Annotated in this window: 12 protein-coding genes; 5 read left to right on the top strand and 7 right to left on the bottom strand. The window is 38.2% G+C overall.

Features of this window, described 5'->3' with window-relative positions; genetic code table 11:
• Positions 1 to 85 precede the first annotated feature (85 nt).
• Complete coding sequence (gene asnB / locus AAY42_RS16825) at positions 86 to 1756, bottom strand: asparagine synthase B (RefSeq protein WP_055397316.1); 1671 nt, start codon at positions 1754 to 1756, stop codon at positions 86 to 88.
• A gap of 240 nt (positions 1757 to 1996) precedes the next feature.
• Between asnB and AAY42_RS16820 the strand changes: the two genes are divergently transcribed.
• The gene (locus AAY42_RS16820; protein ID WP_055397314.1) at positions 1997 to 2527 is read left to right on the top strand and encodes a DUF2911 domain-containing protein; all 531 of its coding nucleotides are present in this window, start codon (positions 1997 to 1999) and stop codon (positions 2525 to 2527) included.
• A gap of 47 nt (positions 2528 to 2574) precedes the next feature.
• Here AAY42_RS16820 and AAY42_RS16815 read toward each other — a convergent pair whose 3' ends face one another.
• Together AAY42_RS16815 and AAY42_RS16810 are read right to left on the bottom strand one after the other, a co-directional pair.
• Positions 2575 to 4197, bottom strand: a complete 1623-nt coding sequence (locus AAY42_RS16815) for an amidohydrolase (RefSeq protein WP_055397311.1) — start codon at positions 4195 to 4197, stop codon at positions 2575 to 2577.
• 75 nt (positions 4198 to 4272) lie between these two features.
• A complete protein-coding gene (locus AAY42_RS16810) occupies positions 4273 to 5394 on the bottom strand; it encodes an OmpA family protein (RefSeq protein ID WP_082433488.1) in 1122 nt (373 codons plus the stop codon).
• A gap of 48 nt (positions 5395 to 5442) precedes the next feature.
• Here AAY42_RS16810 and AAY42_RS16805 point away from each other — a divergent pair, with 48 nt between their 5' ends.
• A complete protein-coding gene (locus AAY42_RS16805; RefSeq protein WP_139063762.1) occupies positions 5443 to 5940 on the top strand; it encodes a carboxypeptidase-like regulatory domain-containing protein in 498 nt (165 codons plus the stop codon).
• Between the two features lie 16 nt (positions 5941 to 5956).
• Here AAY42_RS16805 and AAY42_RS16800 read toward each other — a convergent pair whose 3' ends face one another.
• The 3 genes from AAY42_RS16800 to AAY42_RS16790 form a co-directional block, all read right to left on the bottom strand.
• A complete protein-coding gene (locus AAY42_RS16800) occupies positions 5957 to 7045 on the bottom strand; it encodes an OmpA family protein (RefSeq protein WP_139063761.1) in 1089 nt (362 codons plus the stop codon).
• Positions 7046 to 7145: 100 nt separating this feature from the next.
• On the bottom strand, positions 7146 to 8897 hold the full coding sequence (locus AAY42_RS16795) for a TonB-dependent receptor (protein WP_055397303.1): 1752 nt from the start codon (positions 8895 to 8897) through the stop codon (positions 7146 to 7148).
• Positions 8898 to 8911: 14 nt separating this feature from the next.
• Positions 8912 to 11935, bottom strand: a complete 3024-nt coding sequence (locus AAY42_RS16790) for a tetratricopeptide repeat protein (protein ID WP_055397301.1) — start codon at positions 11933 to 11935, stop codon at positions 8912 to 8914.
• A 145-nt stretch (positions 11936 to 12080) separates the two neighbouring features.
• Between AAY42_RS16790 and AAY42_RS16785 the strand changes: the two genes are divergently transcribed.
• The 3 genes from AAY42_RS16785 (at position 12081) to ppgK (ending at position 14051) form a co-directional block, all read left to right on the top strand.
• On the top strand, positions 12081 to 12770 hold the full coding sequence (locus AAY42_RS16785) for a cell division ATP-binding protein FtsE (protein ID WP_055397299.1): 690 nt from the start codon (positions 12081 to 12083) through the stop codon (positions 12768 to 12770).
• A complete protein-coding gene (locus tag AAY42_RS16780) occupies positions 12767 to 13198 on the top strand; it encodes a hypothetical protein (protein ID WP_055397297.1) in 432 nt (143 codons plus the stop codon). The genes AAY42_RS16785 and AAY42_RS16780 overlap by 4 nt, the downstream gene beginning before the upstream one ends.
• 85 nt (positions 13199 to 13283) lie before the next feature.
• A complete protein-coding gene (ppgK, locus tag AAY42_RS16775; RefSeq protein WP_055397295.1) occupies positions 13284 to 14051 on the top strand; it encodes a polyphosphate--glucose phosphotransferase in 768 nt (255 codons plus the stop codon).
• Here the strand turns inward: ppgK and typA are convergent.
• Positions 14048 to 15847, bottom strand: a complete 1800-nt coding sequence (gene typA, locus AAY42_RS16770; protein ID WP_055397293.1) for a translational GTPase TypA — start codon at positions 15845 to 15847, stop codon at positions 14048 to 14050. The two genes, ppgK and typA, sit on opposite strands and share 4 nt — an antisense overlap.
• Between the last annotated feature and the right edge of the window lie 3 nt (positions 15848 to 15850).

Raw genomic sequence — 15850 nt, 5'->3', positions numbered from 1 at the left:
AAAGCCCCTTCTCCAAGGGGCTTTTCTGACTAATTAAATGAAACAAAACAGCATCTTCACCCTACATATCTTAAAATTTGGTTGCCTATTTATCGTATGCATCTTCATGGACATTGGCCACTGCCCTTCCTGATGGATCATTCATGTTCTTAAAAGCTTCGTCCCACTCTAAAGCTATTTTGGTGCTACAGGCCACAGAAGGTTCCTGAGGCACGCACAATGCAGCGGCATCTGACGGAAAATGTGACTCAAAAATGGAACGGTAATAGTATTCCTCTTTCGTTGTTGGTGTTTGTATTGGGAATTTGAAATGGGCGTTGGCCAATTGCTCATCACTCACCTCCTGATCCACTAATTCTTTCAGCGTGTCTATCCAGCTGTATCCAACACCATCAGAAAATTGTTCTTTTTGTCTCCAAGCCACACTTTCTGGAAGATAGGCTTCAAAAGCTTTGCGAACCACCCATTTTTCCATACGCTCTCCATTGATCATTTTATCTTTTGGGTTTATACGCATGGCAACGTCCATAAACTCCTTGTCCAAAAAGGGGACACGACCTTCTATTCCCCATGCGGCAAGCGATTTATTGGCCCTAAGGCAATCATACATATGTAATTTATCAAGTTTTCTAACGGTTTCTTCATGAAAATCTTTTGGGCTTGGAGCCTTATGGAAGTACAAGTACCCTCCAAACAACTCGTCCGCTCCTTCTCCCGATAACACCATCTTAATTCCCATCGATTTTATTACTCTGGCCATCAAATACATTGGAGTAGAAGCTCTAATGGTAGTAATATCATAGGTTTCCAGATTATAAATAACATCTTTTATAGCATCAAGGCCTTCTTGGATGGTAAATTTGATTTCATGGTGTATTGTACCAATATGATCCGCAACCAATTTGGCCGCGGCCAAATCTGGGGAGCCCTCCAAACCTACTGAAAAGGAATGTAGTTGAGGCCACCAAGCCTCTTTGGTATCTCCTGATTCAATCCGCATTTGCGAATACTTTTTAGCAACCGCAGAGGTTACTGATGAGTCCAAACCACCAGACAATAAAACACCGTATGGCACATCCGACATCAACTGACGATGCACAGCAGCTTCCAAAGCATCCTTTATCTCCTGAATACTGGTTTCATTTTCTTTTACGGCATCATACTCCATCCAATCTCTTTTGTACCATCTTTTAAACTCACCATCGGCACTATGTAAATAATGTCCAGGAGGGAAAAGTTCAATCTTGGAACAGGTTCCTTCTAATGCCTTAAGTTCAGATCCAACATAAAAAGTACCATTTTTATCCCATCCTATATATAATGGAATGATTCCCATATGATCTCGAGCAATGAAGTATTCGTCCTTTTCGCTATCATATATGGCAAAACCAAAAATTCCATTTAGTTCGTCAACAAAATCAACTCCTTTTTCTTGGTACAGCGCCAAAATAATTTCACAATCAGATTCGGTCTTAAATTCATATTTACCTTCAAACTGCTTTCTTAATTCTCTATGGTTATAAATCTCGCCATTGGCGGCCAACACCAGTTTTTCATCCGCACTGAACAATGGTTGCTTTCCGGATGCCGGGTCAACTATTGCCAACCTCTCATGGGCCAATATTGCCTTATCATCTGAATAAATTCCACTCCAATCCGGTCCTCTATGCCTCACTTTCTTGGACATTTCCAAAAGTTGGGGCCTTAATACTTCTGTACTTTCCTTGACATCAAACGCACATACAATTCCGCACATATCTTTCTATTATTTCAATTTTAAAACAAAAATGACATTAATATTACATTAAATAAACACATATCACTTTATTGATTACATTTTATTATTTAAATATTCATTTTTATATAAAAATGAAATAATTTTTTATTGAAAACATATTTTACAGAGCAATTTGAAAGTGGTGTTAAATTTTAACTTCTTTTTAAATAAAAACGAGCCAATTACACCCTAGTTTTGAAATCAACTAAAATCATCATGATGAAAAATATTTTATTACTTACTTTTTTAACCTTAACGCTTGTTTTTTCAACAGAGGCAACCGCTCAAAAATTTAATGGCCTGGATAAAAGTCCCGCGGATATTGCATCTTTTCCATCTAGTTACAGGGTTTCTGAGAAAGCTGCCCGTGTAATATACAGTCGTCCGCAATTAAAAGGGCGTAGTCTTTCTGAACTGGCGCCTGATGGTAAAGTTTGGAGAACTGGTGCCAATGAAGCACCAGAAATTACTTTTTATAAGGATGCCACTGTAGGTGGGAAATCTGTGAAAGCTGGAACTTATGCTCTATTTACTATACCAGGAGAGAGTGAGTGGACTGTTATTTTAAATGGAAATTTAAACCAATGGGGAGCCTATTCTTATAATAGCGATGCAGATGTGGTACGAGTTACAGCAAAAGCAAGTACTGACAGTGATTCTTTAGAGGCGTTTTCTATTGCTTTTGAAGAAAATGGCACTATGGTTATGGGATGGGGAACCACACGTGTTTCCTTGCCAATGAGCCTGTAATACAAGATTTTTATAGAAAAAAGGCGAACCTAACAGCTCGCCTTTTTTTATTTTACCTGATTTCCTCCAATAAAAACCTGTTCTGCCTTCAAACTGGGGATTTGATCAAGTGGTATGGTCATAATATCATCTTCCAAAATGACAAAGTCAGCAAATTTACCAACTTCGATGCTACCTTTTTCGTTTTCTTCAAAATTTGAATATGCCGCCCAAATGGTCATCCCTTTCAAGGTTTCCTCCCTGGTAAGTGCATCCTTAGTTTGAAAACCAACTTCAGGGTACTTTTCCAAATCTTGACGGGCCACCGCTGCATAGAATGTTAAGAATGGACTGACCTGTTCCACTGGAAAATCTGTTCCCAAGGCAACGATACCCGATTTATCCAATAATTTTTTAAATGCATATGCGCCTTGAACCCGTTCTGGTCCCAAACGATCTTCGGCCCAATACATGTCACTGGTTGCATGCGTAGGTTGAACAGAAGGGATTGTTCCATTTTTAAAATAGTCAAAATCTGCTTCGGAGACCACTTGCGCATGTTCTACCCTCCAACGTCTATCTTCCATGTTGTCCAGCGCCTTTTTATAGGCTTTAAGTACCACAACATTTGCTGAATCACCAATGGCATGTGTATTCATTTGATAATCGGAGGTAGCAATTCGCTCCGCCAAATGTTCAATTTCGTCCACAGGGGTAACCATAGCTCCAAAATGATTTTCTTTATCTGAATATGGTTTTTTTAACGCGGCACCTCGTGAACCCAATGCACCATCACCATAAACTTTTACCGAACGCACATTCAACCTATCTGTTTTTATGATTCCATTTTCTAGGTAATAATCTAAATTTTCAGATGTATTGCTCACCATGGCATACACCCGTATGGATAAATCTCCCGTACCTTGGAGACTGTCTATCAATTCAATCGTACTTCTGTGGAGTCCAGCATCATCAACTGTGGTTAAACCATAATCTAGGCATAGTTGCTCTGCATCTTTTAAGGCTTGAATCTGGGTTTTTCTAGTGGGTTTGGGGATTACGGCATCTACCATTGCCATGGGATTGTCAACCAAAACACCTGTTAGTTTTCCGTCCTTTTTTACAATTTCACCACCTTCCACTTGAGTATTGGCAATAATTCCAGCCAAATCCAATGCCTTTTGATTGACCAAATAGGCGTGTCCATCCACTCTTTCCAAGGCGATGGGAGTATCTGGAAATAACTCGTCCAATCTATCTTTTGTTGGAAATTCCTTTACCTCCCAATCATTTTGGTCCCAACCCCTACCTCTAATAAAATTTGCGGGCTGTTCTTTTTGAAATGCCACTATCCTATCAACAATCTCCTCAAAACTAGAAGTGCCAACCAAATCCACAACTTGCTGGTTAAGCCCCAATCCATAAAAATGGCAATGTGCATCAATTAGTCCTGGGACGATAGTTCTTCCTTCTACATTTATCTCCTTCTTTGCCTTATATTTTTGCTGAATTTCCTCGGTATCCCCAACAGCCACAAATACACCATCTTTTACTGCTGCGCTGGTTACTTTTGAAAAATCCGAATCAACAGTATAGATATTGGCGTTGGAAACAATTAAATCAACTTCCTCTTTTGGGTTGCAGGCAACAAAAAAAGAAAGGATAAAAAAACTGAAAAGAAATTTTTTCATTTTTGAAGGTTTCCTTCAAAAATAGAAAATGTAATTGTAACGATGTCTATGAAACTGAAGACACACCGGAAAATACTAATCCTTAAATTCGGTCATCACAAATTCTACTCTCCTATTGGAAAGATGATCTTCCTTGATTTTTCCGTTTCCAAGCGGTCTTGTGTCTCCAACACCTTCCCACACAATGCGATTATCATCAATACCAAGGTTTTTGAGGTATAGTGCAACGGCTCTTGCCCTTAAAGAAGATATGTACTTATTATATCCTGGTTGTCCTACATTGTCTGAATGGCCTGTAATCTTCATCTGAACCTCCGCATTCTCTTTTAGAAACTTGAATATCTTTTTAACACTTGCTATTGCCTCTGCGTCCAATTCGTATCCTTTTGGTTCAAATGGATTACGCTCCAACACATATATCTTATCTTTTTCATAATTAATTCTTGGCAATTCTTCCAAGGCTAAATTATCGACGAAGTAATACGAGAAATCACTGGATAATATAGATTCTTTTTGATTCAACAACTCCGTATTTATATTGTCACTAAAATTGCCAACTATAATATGGTTTTCAAAACCTTTCGCATCAAATTCCGCAGTCAGTGTTACCCAGTCATCTGTGTTTGCCAATGAATTGTCTGCCTTTAATCTTACCTTATGAAATTTTATATCCTCCTGTAAATCCATTCGAGAACTGGTCAAGGCTGAACTATTGGGTAATTTTACTTTTTTATTTACCAATACAATGGACATATTTTTCAATGCCAAGCTAGAAGTCTCTGCAAGGCTCACTTGTAAAGTTATCTTATACGGATGTTTTTCCCTGAGTGTTCTACTGGTGTTTAATTGAATATATTCACGATAATCATTTAAGGCATAGAAATAAAGCCCCACATAACCTGAACCTTCGGTGGCTTTTTGTGTTCCCTTGAAATTTGATGGAACTCCAAAATCAGTTGAACCGCATGTATTGAAATAATCTCCCGAACTTGATGATGGCAAAGAAACATCCTCGAGCAGAGTACCAAAATTAGTAATGTTTAATGGGCAGGTTTTGTAGTTTTCAAAACCAGGGTTCAAAATTAAATTTTGTCCAAAAAGAGGTGCTGCTATCGAAAAATAAAGACTAAGGGACAAAAAAATACGAGTAACCTTATAAAACATAGTTATGATTATTTGTAGGTTCTCGTACCGCATATACAAACGTGTTTTTTCAACCCATATTGTTTAGCATACTATTTTTTGATGCCACTAATTTTATCTCTTTTTAGGATACTAACTTCCAATAAAATTCGTTACTATAGTCCAAATCTTACTATGATGCGCATAGTGACCTGTATGTTCATATTATCGATTATTCCCTATTTTGGCATTGGCCAAAATAAGATAACTGGGAAAATTGTTGATCAGTTGGGATTTCCTGTCTATCGAGCTTCTGTTGAATTAAATGCAACGGATAATATTACGTATACCGATTACGATGGTTCTTTTTCACTTAGTAGTACGAAAGATTTTCATTGGAAAATCAATATAAAATCCAAAGGTTACAAACCGGAATCTTTTTTTGTTCTAAATGGTGGAAATACCGGAAATATTGTACTGGAATACAATACGGATATAAACAAATTATTGGACGGCAGTTCTAGTTTGCACCAAAAATTTTATTGGGATACGTGGAACAAGGAAATTTTATTTCCCAAATCGGAACATTTATTGGTAGGCCTTTTCAATCCATCAAATTAAAAGAATCTGTTAGAGATTATTCGTCTACGAATTCGGTCATAACAAACTCTACCCGGCGATTCTTTCTTCGGGCTTTATCACTTTGCGTACTATCCAAAGGCATCTTGTTCCCATATCCTGCAGAAGTAATCCGGCTTTTTGGAAGCCCTAATCGCATTAAATATTTTGCAACGGTTTTGGCTCTCTGCTGTGAAAGAACATCATTGTATTCCTCTGAACCTTGATCATCAGTGTGTCCACTAATGGACACCTTTAGGTTTGGGTTCTTTTGAAGATGTTGGTATACGTCTTTTAAACTTTGTTTAGCCTTTGGCTCCAATTCAAATCGGTCAAAGTCAAAATTGACATGGTTTAGTACATAGCTCTGATTGGTTTTGTAGTCCGGGCCTAAATAGACAAGTGAGATATCATCCAAGTAATAATAAGAGTAACCTTCAGTACTTGTCGCCGTTTTTCCAAAATCTAAATACTGGGTCCCGCCATTACTTTTAAAATTTCCAAGAATTAGTATTTTTTCAAATCCCTTCGCAACGATATCCAAATTTACCTGCATCCAATCTGTTTTATCATCATAAAAACCTGTAGCTGAAAACTGCTTTGCATGGGTTGTCTTTGTTGATTCCGAAGCCAGAACACTATTTGAGAGTTGTCTTTTGGTATGAATGGATAGGGGATATTCGGCAAAGATTGCCCCAATATCCATTACAGCTCCATCGGATTTTTCGGAGAGGCTCAAGGAAAGGCTTAATCTATATCGGTGCCCTTTCTTTAGGGTTTCGGTCAATTCAACCTGAATATATTCCCTGTAGTCCTTTGGTGCAAACAAATATAAGCCTGCATAGGCATTGCCTTCATATGCTTCCTGTTTACCCTTAAAATTCATTGGAATTCCCAACTTTGTCCTACTGCATTCATTAAAATAATCGGTAGTACCCAAGGTTGGTGCACTCCAATATTCAGCATCCTTATTGAGATTGCTCATTTTAACGGGGCATTCCACAAAATCTTCAAACCCACCGTTGTGCACAAGGTTTTGTGATACCGCCGATGAACAAATCAGGGTGAAAAGAGTGTAGGTTAGTATGTTAATGAATCGTAATTGCATGATTTCCAATTCAATTGGAGCAATCAATCCACAAAAAAACAATAGATTGAGGTAGTGATTAAAACGATTCCATTAACAATTTATTGTGCTAATTTACAGCTCAAAAATCAAATTTGTAAGAAACACCTGCTAAAGCTTGAAAGCCTTGCACCCTAAAATTGGCCCATCTCTGGTAATCATTATTGGCGATATTGGATGCTTTTACAAAAACCGATAACTGTTCGTTAAAACGATAGCCTACATGGGCATTGGCATCAAAAAAACCATCTAATGTTACAATTGCTGCAGGAAATTCTGAAGGCAACACATTTTGAACAGCTTGCGAAACCAAATCTTCACGTTCTCCAACATAAAACAAATTAGCGCCTAAATACCATTGCTTATTTATCTGGTAATCCATAAACAAGGACCCTTTAACGCTTGGTAAGTTCCAAGCCGGGTTATCAGTTTCAGTATCATAATCATAAAATTCCGCATTGATACCCAAAGTGAAGTTTCGGTTTATATCAATATTTAATTCTCCGAAAATGCCCAATGTTTTTACATCATCATAAAACACTTGGAAAGAATTCCCGTAGAAATAGCCTTTCTCATCATCCCTGAAAAGATTTTGGGGATTGAGAAAAAACAAGGGCCTTCTATTCTCCGCTGTGTATGAACCCTTAATATTATATCCCACATTTGACACTAATTGTCCTTTGAGTCCCAAATATCCTTCATACTGTTGATCTGTGGGTTGAATATCCAAAGTGGGAGAGACATAGGGGTTTTCATCTACAAAATCATGATAGGAGTTTTGTTTTAGTTCGCCTTCAATACCGCCATAAGCGATTACTGTTTCGTCCACCAAACGATACGAAGCGGTAACTGCTGGGTATATATAAAAATTACCGTCACTGCTTTCTGTATCCAATCCATATACAAAATTGGCACCCAAATTAAGGGTAAGGTCATCACGCAATATTAATAAACTTGGGTTTACCCCAACTTGAAATTGGCTATACTTAATTTCAGAATCATTTACAGTGTTGTTTAATGAGGCGTTTTTAAAGTTCCCATTAACGTAGTCAATTTTGGTGTTTATAGTTATTAATTCCTCTGTTATGGGCAATTCTATGGATGGTTCCAAGACCACACGGTTCTCACCTGATTCCGTTGCATCCCAAAATCGTCTCAACAGAACAGTTCCTTTCTTAAAAAATGAATCTTCCAAATTTAAATGGGCTTTTGCCTCGCCATTAAAATAATTCTGGCGTTCATCTATGGATGCAATTGTAGCATCATCAAAAGCTCCATTTTCAATTCCGTACCAGTTATATAATTGGTGCTGAAGTCCAATACTAGCCCCCCAATCCATGTCCCTGTCCTTCTTAGCGTAGGAAACGTCTAGATTTGTATTGTAAAAATCTGCATCTAAGGGAGTGGTTTCTATAGCGCCGCGAGATGAGTGGTGACTCAATCCAAAATCCAACAAGTCTTCTCCTCTATTAAATTCTCTACTGGTATATAAATCGACCAAAGAGTTGTTGAAATTTCCCAAACCAACGGAAGCGTATGAATTATACAAGGTAGGCGCCGGTGTCTTTTTTACTCTCGATGCTTTTCCTTTTGCCGGTGTAAATGTGGAAGCCACTGGCACAGAGAAAATACTGTAATTGATCTCTTTTTTTTGAAGAACTATGGAATCGTTCAAATTTGGAGTGGATTTTATTTTAAAGGCATCTGAAACGGTGGGAGAATACGGTTTGACAACTGTAACCGTTTCAGTGCCTATATCATCGGTTTCCTGTGCAAAAACCGTACTCCAAAGACTCAAAAATAATATGGAAAATATATAGCTGTTCTTATGCATAATCATGTCTCGCTTTAATTACCGTTGGGGTCTACCGAAGAATTGCTCTGTGCCTCTCGGGTCTTTATCCAGGATAGTTCTCCTTTTGCCTCTTCTACAATGTCATCATACTCGGCAAAATTGGAAATAACGCTCTCAAGGATATAGGTAGCCTGAAAAGCATCTTCCAAAGCATAGAAGTTTTTGGCCATGATGATTAATCCCTTTCCTCCCCATTGCTTATAACCAGCATAATCTTTTGCCAATTTCTGAACGGATATATTGGAAGCTTCAAAATCCTGATTTTTATTTTTAAAATAGGCATCATAAAACCAGGCTTCTGCCGCCAATTCGCCTGTTGCTATTTTCTTCACCTCTTTATAGGCAGTTTCAGCCAATTGTTCATTATCAGTAGCTATGGCAGAGCGAGCGATCATGGTCTGTGCATCACTTTTAATACGGTTGTCAATTTTCGGGGCTTTCAATACTTTTTCAGCATAAGCAATGGTCTGTCCGTAATCTTTTTTCCCGTAATAGCCTTTCATCAGATTGGATTGGGCAAACGTTTTGTTCTGAACAATTTCAGCCGTGCTTTCCAATTGTTCCAGATATGGAATGGCATTTTGGTAATCCTGTTTTCCCACATATATTTCACAAACCCGCGTAAGTGCTTGCTCCGTATTTTCTCCGCTACCACTATTGGCCACTACTATATAGTTGCTCAGCGCATTATCTTTTTCTCCTTTGGAAAAATACAATTGTGCCAGATTAAAATTGACTTTTAATGCGTGAAGACCATTAGGAAACTCTCGTAAGTAATCTTCAAAACCACGTATGGCAACATCCGTTTTTCCTTCCACATATTTTCTATCGGCTGCTTCAAAAGTGGCATTATCCAATTCTGAATCCGTAACCTCAACAAAATCCAAGTTTCTTACCCAAGCTGCATATTCCCCCACTCTTCCTTCATCCACATATACCAATTTTGCCGTGGCCACTGCCTGTTTGGCTTCCTGTGTATTGGGATATTTTTTAACAACGGCTTTTAGCTTCGATAAAGCTTGGTCATTCCTATTTGCATTGTAATGCACCAATCCTTGTCGCAATAATGCTCTAGGTGCAAATTTACTTCTACTGAACTCTTCTATTAATCGGTCATAGGTTTGTAAGCCTGATGTTTCCTTTCCAGCTTTTATATAGGAGTTCCCTAATTCAAAAAGGGCATCATCTCGCAATGATGACTTGGAGTATCTAATCAAAAACTGATTCAAATCATCAATTTTAGCTGAGCTGTTACCCAAAAATCCGCTGCAAAGTGCTTTCTGAAAGGCTGCATAGTCCCGTTCAGGACCATTCAGTTTAGATGATTCATCATAAGCGGATTGGGCCAACTTATATTTACTATTTACAAAATAGCTGTCACCCAAGCGCAGGTAACTGTCATTCAAACGCTCATTGTCCTCCGCATTAGAAGTTGTGACTTTTTTGAAGTAAGTAATAGCGTTGCCATAGTCCTTCAATTTGAAATAGCAGTAGCCCAAATTGTAATCGATACTTTGATATTCATCCAAACTTTTTGCAACTGGGTTACGTTGAAATTGTGAGAAATCCACAAGGGCATCATCAAAACGGTTCAATCTATAGGCCGATTCGGCTTTCCAGTATAGAGCACGCGCTTCAAAAGTTTTGTTTTCTGCACTTTTCAAGGATTTGGAAAAGCGCTCCAATGCTGGTTCATAGTCACCATCAATAAACAATTCCACTCCTCTGTAAAATGCAACTTTTTGATAGGTTTCCTTACTGGCATAGCCCTTGTTTTTTTCCAAAAGTGTCATTGCTCCCTCAAAATTCTTGGAAGTGATATACGAATCAACCAATAGTTCACGAATTTCCTGCTGATGTTCATCCTTAGGGTACCTCTCCAAATAGTTGGTCATCACCTGCGGAACGGGTTCATAGGCGTTTCCAATTTCATAACTCAATCTGGCATAATTGAGTAGGGCATCTTTTTGGATTTCCGCACTAAAATCCATTTGGGAAGCATTTCTAAAAGCGTTAAGTGCTTCTGATTTTTTATCTAATTTCAGATAACATTCAGCCAGATGATAATATGCATTTTGGGAAACACTGTTTGTTCCTCCTATAATTTTATTGAAATATTGAATAGCCCCTTCAAAATCACCTTGCTTATAATGGCTGTACCCCATTAAGTAATAATCAGTATTGCTCAACTTCCCTCTTCTCCCCCTATATTTTTTCAAATAAGGAACGGCTTCACCGTACTGCCCAAGGTTAAAGTAACTTTCACCTATTATCTTATTGAGTTCAGATATTTCTTTCCGGTCTGATTTTGGTAATTGTTTTTTCGCCATGGCTATGGCTTCTTCAAAATTACCGAGCTTAAAATTTAAATCGGCCTGATAATAAGACAGCTTCTCATTGAGCAACTCTGGGTCTGTAATTTGGTCGAATCGGGCACTCGCTTCATCATAATCATCTTGTTCATATGCGATATATCCTAAATAATATTTAGCCTGGGAACCGTACTTAGGAGAATTGCTCACCTTACTCAAATAGCGTTCCGCATCTTTGGGTCTTTTTGAAGCATACAGGGCATATCCGTTATTGAAGTTAAAGCGCTCTTTGTCCGTATTGGACATGGCAGATTGATCTACCTTTTTATACCATTTTAGGGCATACGGGTATTTTCCCGTCTCAAAATAATAGTCGGCAACATCTAAAAAAGCGGAATTACGTTTGGTTGATGTTGGATAGCGTTCCACAAAATCTTCCATCATCCCATCGGCTCCACGTTGATTCAACCGAATAGCGGCGTTGGCCGAATAGTATGCACTATTGGCTTCTGTCTCACCATCTGCTGTGGTGGTTTTCACCTTTTCAAAAATAGCTTGAGAAGCTTGGTATTGTTGATTATTGTATAAGGCCAACGCATCTTGAAATGCCTTATCCTCATGTGAATAGATTTTGGTCTCTTGGGCGGAAAGCACAAAAAAGGTTCCCAAGAAAATCAGGAAAAAAAGGAGGTTTTTTCGATTCATAGTGTTCTACGCTGTTCTCGATTGACTTTTAACATAACGTCAAATTTTAGGCCAAAGTATATTAGAAATTTAAGAACCCGAATTTGTAATCGCTTAACGTATTATAATTTTAGAACTTAGTACCTTTATTTCTCAAAGCAGAATTATGTCAGATACTATTTTAAAATTAAAGGACGTAGCCGTTTTTCAAAATGAAAATCTCATTTTAAAAGACATCACCTTAGAAGTCAAAAAAGGAGAATTCGTTTACATTATAGGAAAAACAGGTAGCGGCAAAAGTAGTTTTATGAAAACGTTGTACGCCGACATCCCTTTAAAACAAGGGTCTGGAAGTGTGGTGGATTTTGGTTTGAAAAACTTACAAGAAAAAGACATTCCTTTTTTAAGAAGAAAGCTTGGTATTGTTTTTCAGGATTTTAAACTATTGCCTGATCGTAATGTAAATAACAATCTGCGTTTTGTACTAAAAGCAACCGGATGGACCGATGCTTCTAAAATGGATTCCAAAATTGAAGAGGTTTTGGATAAGGTAGGAATGAAAACCAAAGGTTTTAAATTTCCCCATGAACTTTCAGGTGGAGAACAGCAACGTATTGCAATTGCTCGGGCCCTCTTGAATGACCCTGAATTGATTCTTGCTGACGAACCTACTGGAAACCTTGACCCTCAAACCAGCGTTGAAGTCATGAAAGTTCTTCAGGACATTAATCAAAATGGGCGAACAATTATTATGGCCACACATGATTACGCACTAATTTTAAAATATCCCCATAAAACATTAAAATGTGATGGAAGCAAGGTTTTTGAGGTCATCCAAAAAGCAACTTCAACATGATCATTAAAAAAAAAGACTGCGCAAGGGATAAAAACTCAAACCCTGTTATAGGGGTCCTTCTTTTCTTTATCTCCATTATTCTGATGATTCTAACCGGGCCGATAGGACTTCTATGCGGTTTTCTTCAACAACTATTAACCAAAGGGGTACATGGAATTGGAGAATTTGCATTAAAAATGGCAATTTCAATTGATCAGTTGGGTAATGTGATGATGCAACATCTTTTTAATCTATTATGGATAAAAGAAGGTGGATACGAATTTGGAAACAGGGATGAGACCATTTCCAGTGCGCTAGGAAAAAACAAGCAATTGGGCACATTATCTGGGTTTGGAAAATTAATTGATAGCATTTTGGATTTCATTGATCCAGACCACTCCCTTAATTCTATTGATTATTACATTCAACCATCAAAAAAGAACAGTTAACAAATTTTTAATTATTGTTATCGAGTTAACTCTTTGACCGCCAAAAGTTTTTGTTTATTTGTCAAAATTTAATTTTCTTCCTTTTATGGAAATTCTTGGTATTGATATAGGCGGATCGGGCATTAAAGGTGCATTGGTAAACGCCGAAACTGGAGAAATGCTTACAGAAAGATATCGTATTCCCACTCCTGCTTCGCGAAAACCTGGAGACATGGCTGAAGTTATTTCCCAAATTGTAGCACATTTTAAGTATAGCGGTCCCGTGGGTTGTGGTTTCCCTAGCATTGTTAAAAATGGAGTTTGTTTATCTGCAGGAAACTTACACCCTAGTTGGGTCGGGGTAAATATTGATGAACTGTTCACAAAGGTCACTGGCCATGAATTTACAGTTTTGAATGATGCCGATGCCGCAGGATATGCCTCAATGAACTATGGTGTTGGAAAAGGAAGAAGTGGTCTTGTTCTTATGATTACCATTGGCACTGGATTAGGAAGTGGCGCATTTTATAATGGCGTATTGCTTCCCAATTTTGAATTGGGTCAAATTCCTTATAAAAAATATAAAAAGATTGAACAATGGGCAGCCGCATCTGCAAAGGAAAGAGAAGGTCTTTCGTTTGAAAGATGGAGCAAACGATTTAATAAATTCCTAGGCTTAGTAGAATTGATTGTTTCTCCAGACCTTATTATTGTTGGCGGAGGAACCTCAAAAAAGTGGAAGGAATTTAGCCATTTGATAACTATTGAAACTGAAGTCGTCAAAGCGGAACTCATGAACCACGCTGGCATTATTGGAGCTGCCATTGCTTGTTTACGAGAGCAACACCATGGACATTTGAGCCAAAAAGTTTAATCAATCTTATTACGCTTTCTATCTACTTCCTTTAGGAAAATCTTACGGAGCCTAAGATGACTTGGGGTAACTTCAACATATTCATCTTTCTGAATATATTCCAAAGCTTCCTCCAATGAAAACTTAATTGCGGGAACAATCTTTGCCTTATCGTCGGCACCTGAAGACCGTACATTGGACAGTTTTTTAGTCTTGGTCACATTTACCGTCATATCATCTCCGCGCGAATTCTCACCTATCACCTGTCCTTCATAAATATCTTCTCCCGGGTCGATAAAGAATTTACCTCTTTCCTGTAATTTATCAATTGAATATGGAATTGCTGTACCATTTTCCATAGAAACCAAGGAACCGTTCTGACGTTGTGCGATTTCTCCTTTTAAAGGTTGATATTCAAGAAAACGGTGCGCCATAATTGCTTCACCTGCAGTTGCGGTCAACAATTGATTTCTAAGGCCTATTATTCCTCTGGAAGGAATCAAGAACTCACAGAGCATTCTGGAACCCTTGGCTTCCATACTGGTCATCTCCCCTTTTCTGATGGATACCATTTCTACTGCCTTTCCAGATACTTCTTCTGGTAAATCAATGGTCAAATGTTCAACCGGTTCGTATTTTACACCATCAACTTCCTTAATGATTACCTGAGGCTGACCAATTTGAAGCTCATATCCTTCCCTACGCATGGTTTCGATTAATACCGAAAGGTGCAAAACACCACGGCCAAAAACCATAAATTTATCCGCACTATCAGTTTCTTCAACACGCAGTGCCAAGTTTTTCTCCAACTCTTTTTCCAGGCGTTCCTTTATATGCCTTGAGGTCACAAATTTTCCATCCTTACCAAAAAACGGGCTATCATTAATGGTAAACAGCATACTCATGGTAGGCTCATCAATGGCAATGGTCTTTAGTTTTTCGGGGTTTTCAATATCGGCAACGGTATCACCAATTTCAAAACCTTCCATTCCAACAATGGCGCAAATATCACCAGCAACCACTTCCTGTACTTTTTTACGACCCAATCCCTCAAATGTAAAAAGCTCTTTTACTTTTGTTTTTACTATTGCTCCATCCCTTTTTACCAAAGAAATTTGCTGGTTTTCCTTTAAAGTACCGCGTTGTAATCTTCCAATGGCAATTCTACCTGTAAAAGATGAAAAATCCAGTGAAGTAATCAGCATTTGGGTTGAGCCTTCTTCTGGTTTGAATTCTGGAACATGGTCAATAACCATATCCAAAAGAGGTTCTATATTTTCAGTTGGTTTTTCCCAATCCTCGCTCATCCAATTCTGTTTGGCCGAACCATATACCGTTGGAAAATCCAATTGCCACTCTTCTGCTCCCAATTCAAACATGAGGTCAAAAACTTTTTCATGTACTTCTTCCGGAGTACAGTTTTCTTTGTCCACTTTATTGATGACCACGCATGGTTTCAATCCCAAATCGATAGCTTTTTGCAGTACAAATCGAGTTTGGGGCATTGGCCCTTCAAAGGCATCCACCAACAGCAAAACCCCATCGGCCATATTCAAAACCCGCTCAACTTCGCCTCCAAAATCGGCGTGACCAGGGGTATCAATGATATTTATTTTTGTGTCTTTGTAAACAACGGAAACATTCTTGGAAACAATGGTAATTCCCCGCTCTCGTTCCAGGTCATTATTGTCCAAAATCAAATCACCTTTATTCTCATTATCACGGAATAATTGACAATGAAACATGATTTTATCCACCAGTGTAGTTTTACCGTGGTCAACGTGTGCAATGATGGCAATATTCTTGATTTTAGACATAAC

Origin of the sequence: Flagellimonas eckloniae, from assembly GCF_001413955.1 — a bacterium.
GTDB classification, from domain to species: domain Bacteria; phylum Bacteroidota; class Bacteroidia; order Flavobacteriales; family Flavobacteriaceae; genus Flagellimonas; species Flagellimonas eckloniae.
Note: the sequence above shows the minus strand (reverse complement) of the source record. Positions and strands in the feature narration are given on the sequence as shown.

Excerpts from the sequence above, each read along its gene's own strand:
- asnB (WP_055397316.1), bottom strand. The coding sequence starts at position 1,756 with ATGTGCGGAATTGTATGTGCGTTTGATGTCAAGGAAAGTACAGAAGTA.
- AAY42_RS16820 (WP_055397314.1), top strand. The coding sequence starts at position 1,997 with ATGAAAAATATTTTATTACTTACTTTTTTAACCTTAACGCTTGTTTTT.
- AAY42_RS16815 (WP_055397311.1), bottom strand. The coding sequence starts at position 4,197 with ATGAAAAAATTTCTTTTCAGTTTTTTTATCCTTTCTTTTTTTGTTGCC.
- AAY42_RS16810 (WP_082433488.1), bottom strand. The coding sequence starts at position 5,394 with ATGCGGTACGAGAACCTACAAATAATCATAACTATGTTTTATAAGGTT.
- AAY42_RS16805 (WP_139063762.1), top strand. The coding sequence starts at position 5,443 with ATGCCACTAATTTTATCTCTTTTTAGGATACTAACTTCCAATAAAATT.
- AAY42_RS16800 (WP_139063761.1), bottom strand. The coding sequence starts at position 7,045 with ATGCAATTACGATTCATTAACATACTAACCTACACTCTTTTCACCCTG.
- AAY42_RS16795 (WP_055397303.1), bottom strand. The coding sequence starts at position 8,897 with ATGCATAAGAACAGCTATATATTTTCCATATTATTTTTGAGTCTTTGG.
- AAY42_RS16790 (WP_055397301.1), bottom strand. The coding sequence starts at position 11,935 with ATGAATCGAAAAAACCTCCTTTTTTTCCTGATTTTCTTGGGAACCTTT.
- AAY42_RS16785 (WP_055397299.1), top strand. The coding sequence starts at position 12,081 with ATGTCAGATACTATTTTAAAATTAAAGGACGTAGCCGTTTTTCAAAAT.
- AAY42_RS16780 (WP_055397297.1), top strand. The coding sequence starts at position 12,767 with ATGATCATTAAAAAAAAAGACTGCGCAAGGGATAAAAACTCAAACCCT.
- ppgK (WP_055397295.1), top strand. The coding sequence starts at position 13,284 with ATGGAAATTCTTGGTATTGATATAGGCGGATCGGGCATTAAAGGTGCA.
- typA (WP_055397293.1), bottom strand. The coding sequence starts at position 15,847 with ATGTCTAAAATCAAGAATATTGCCATCATTGCACACGTTGACCACGGT.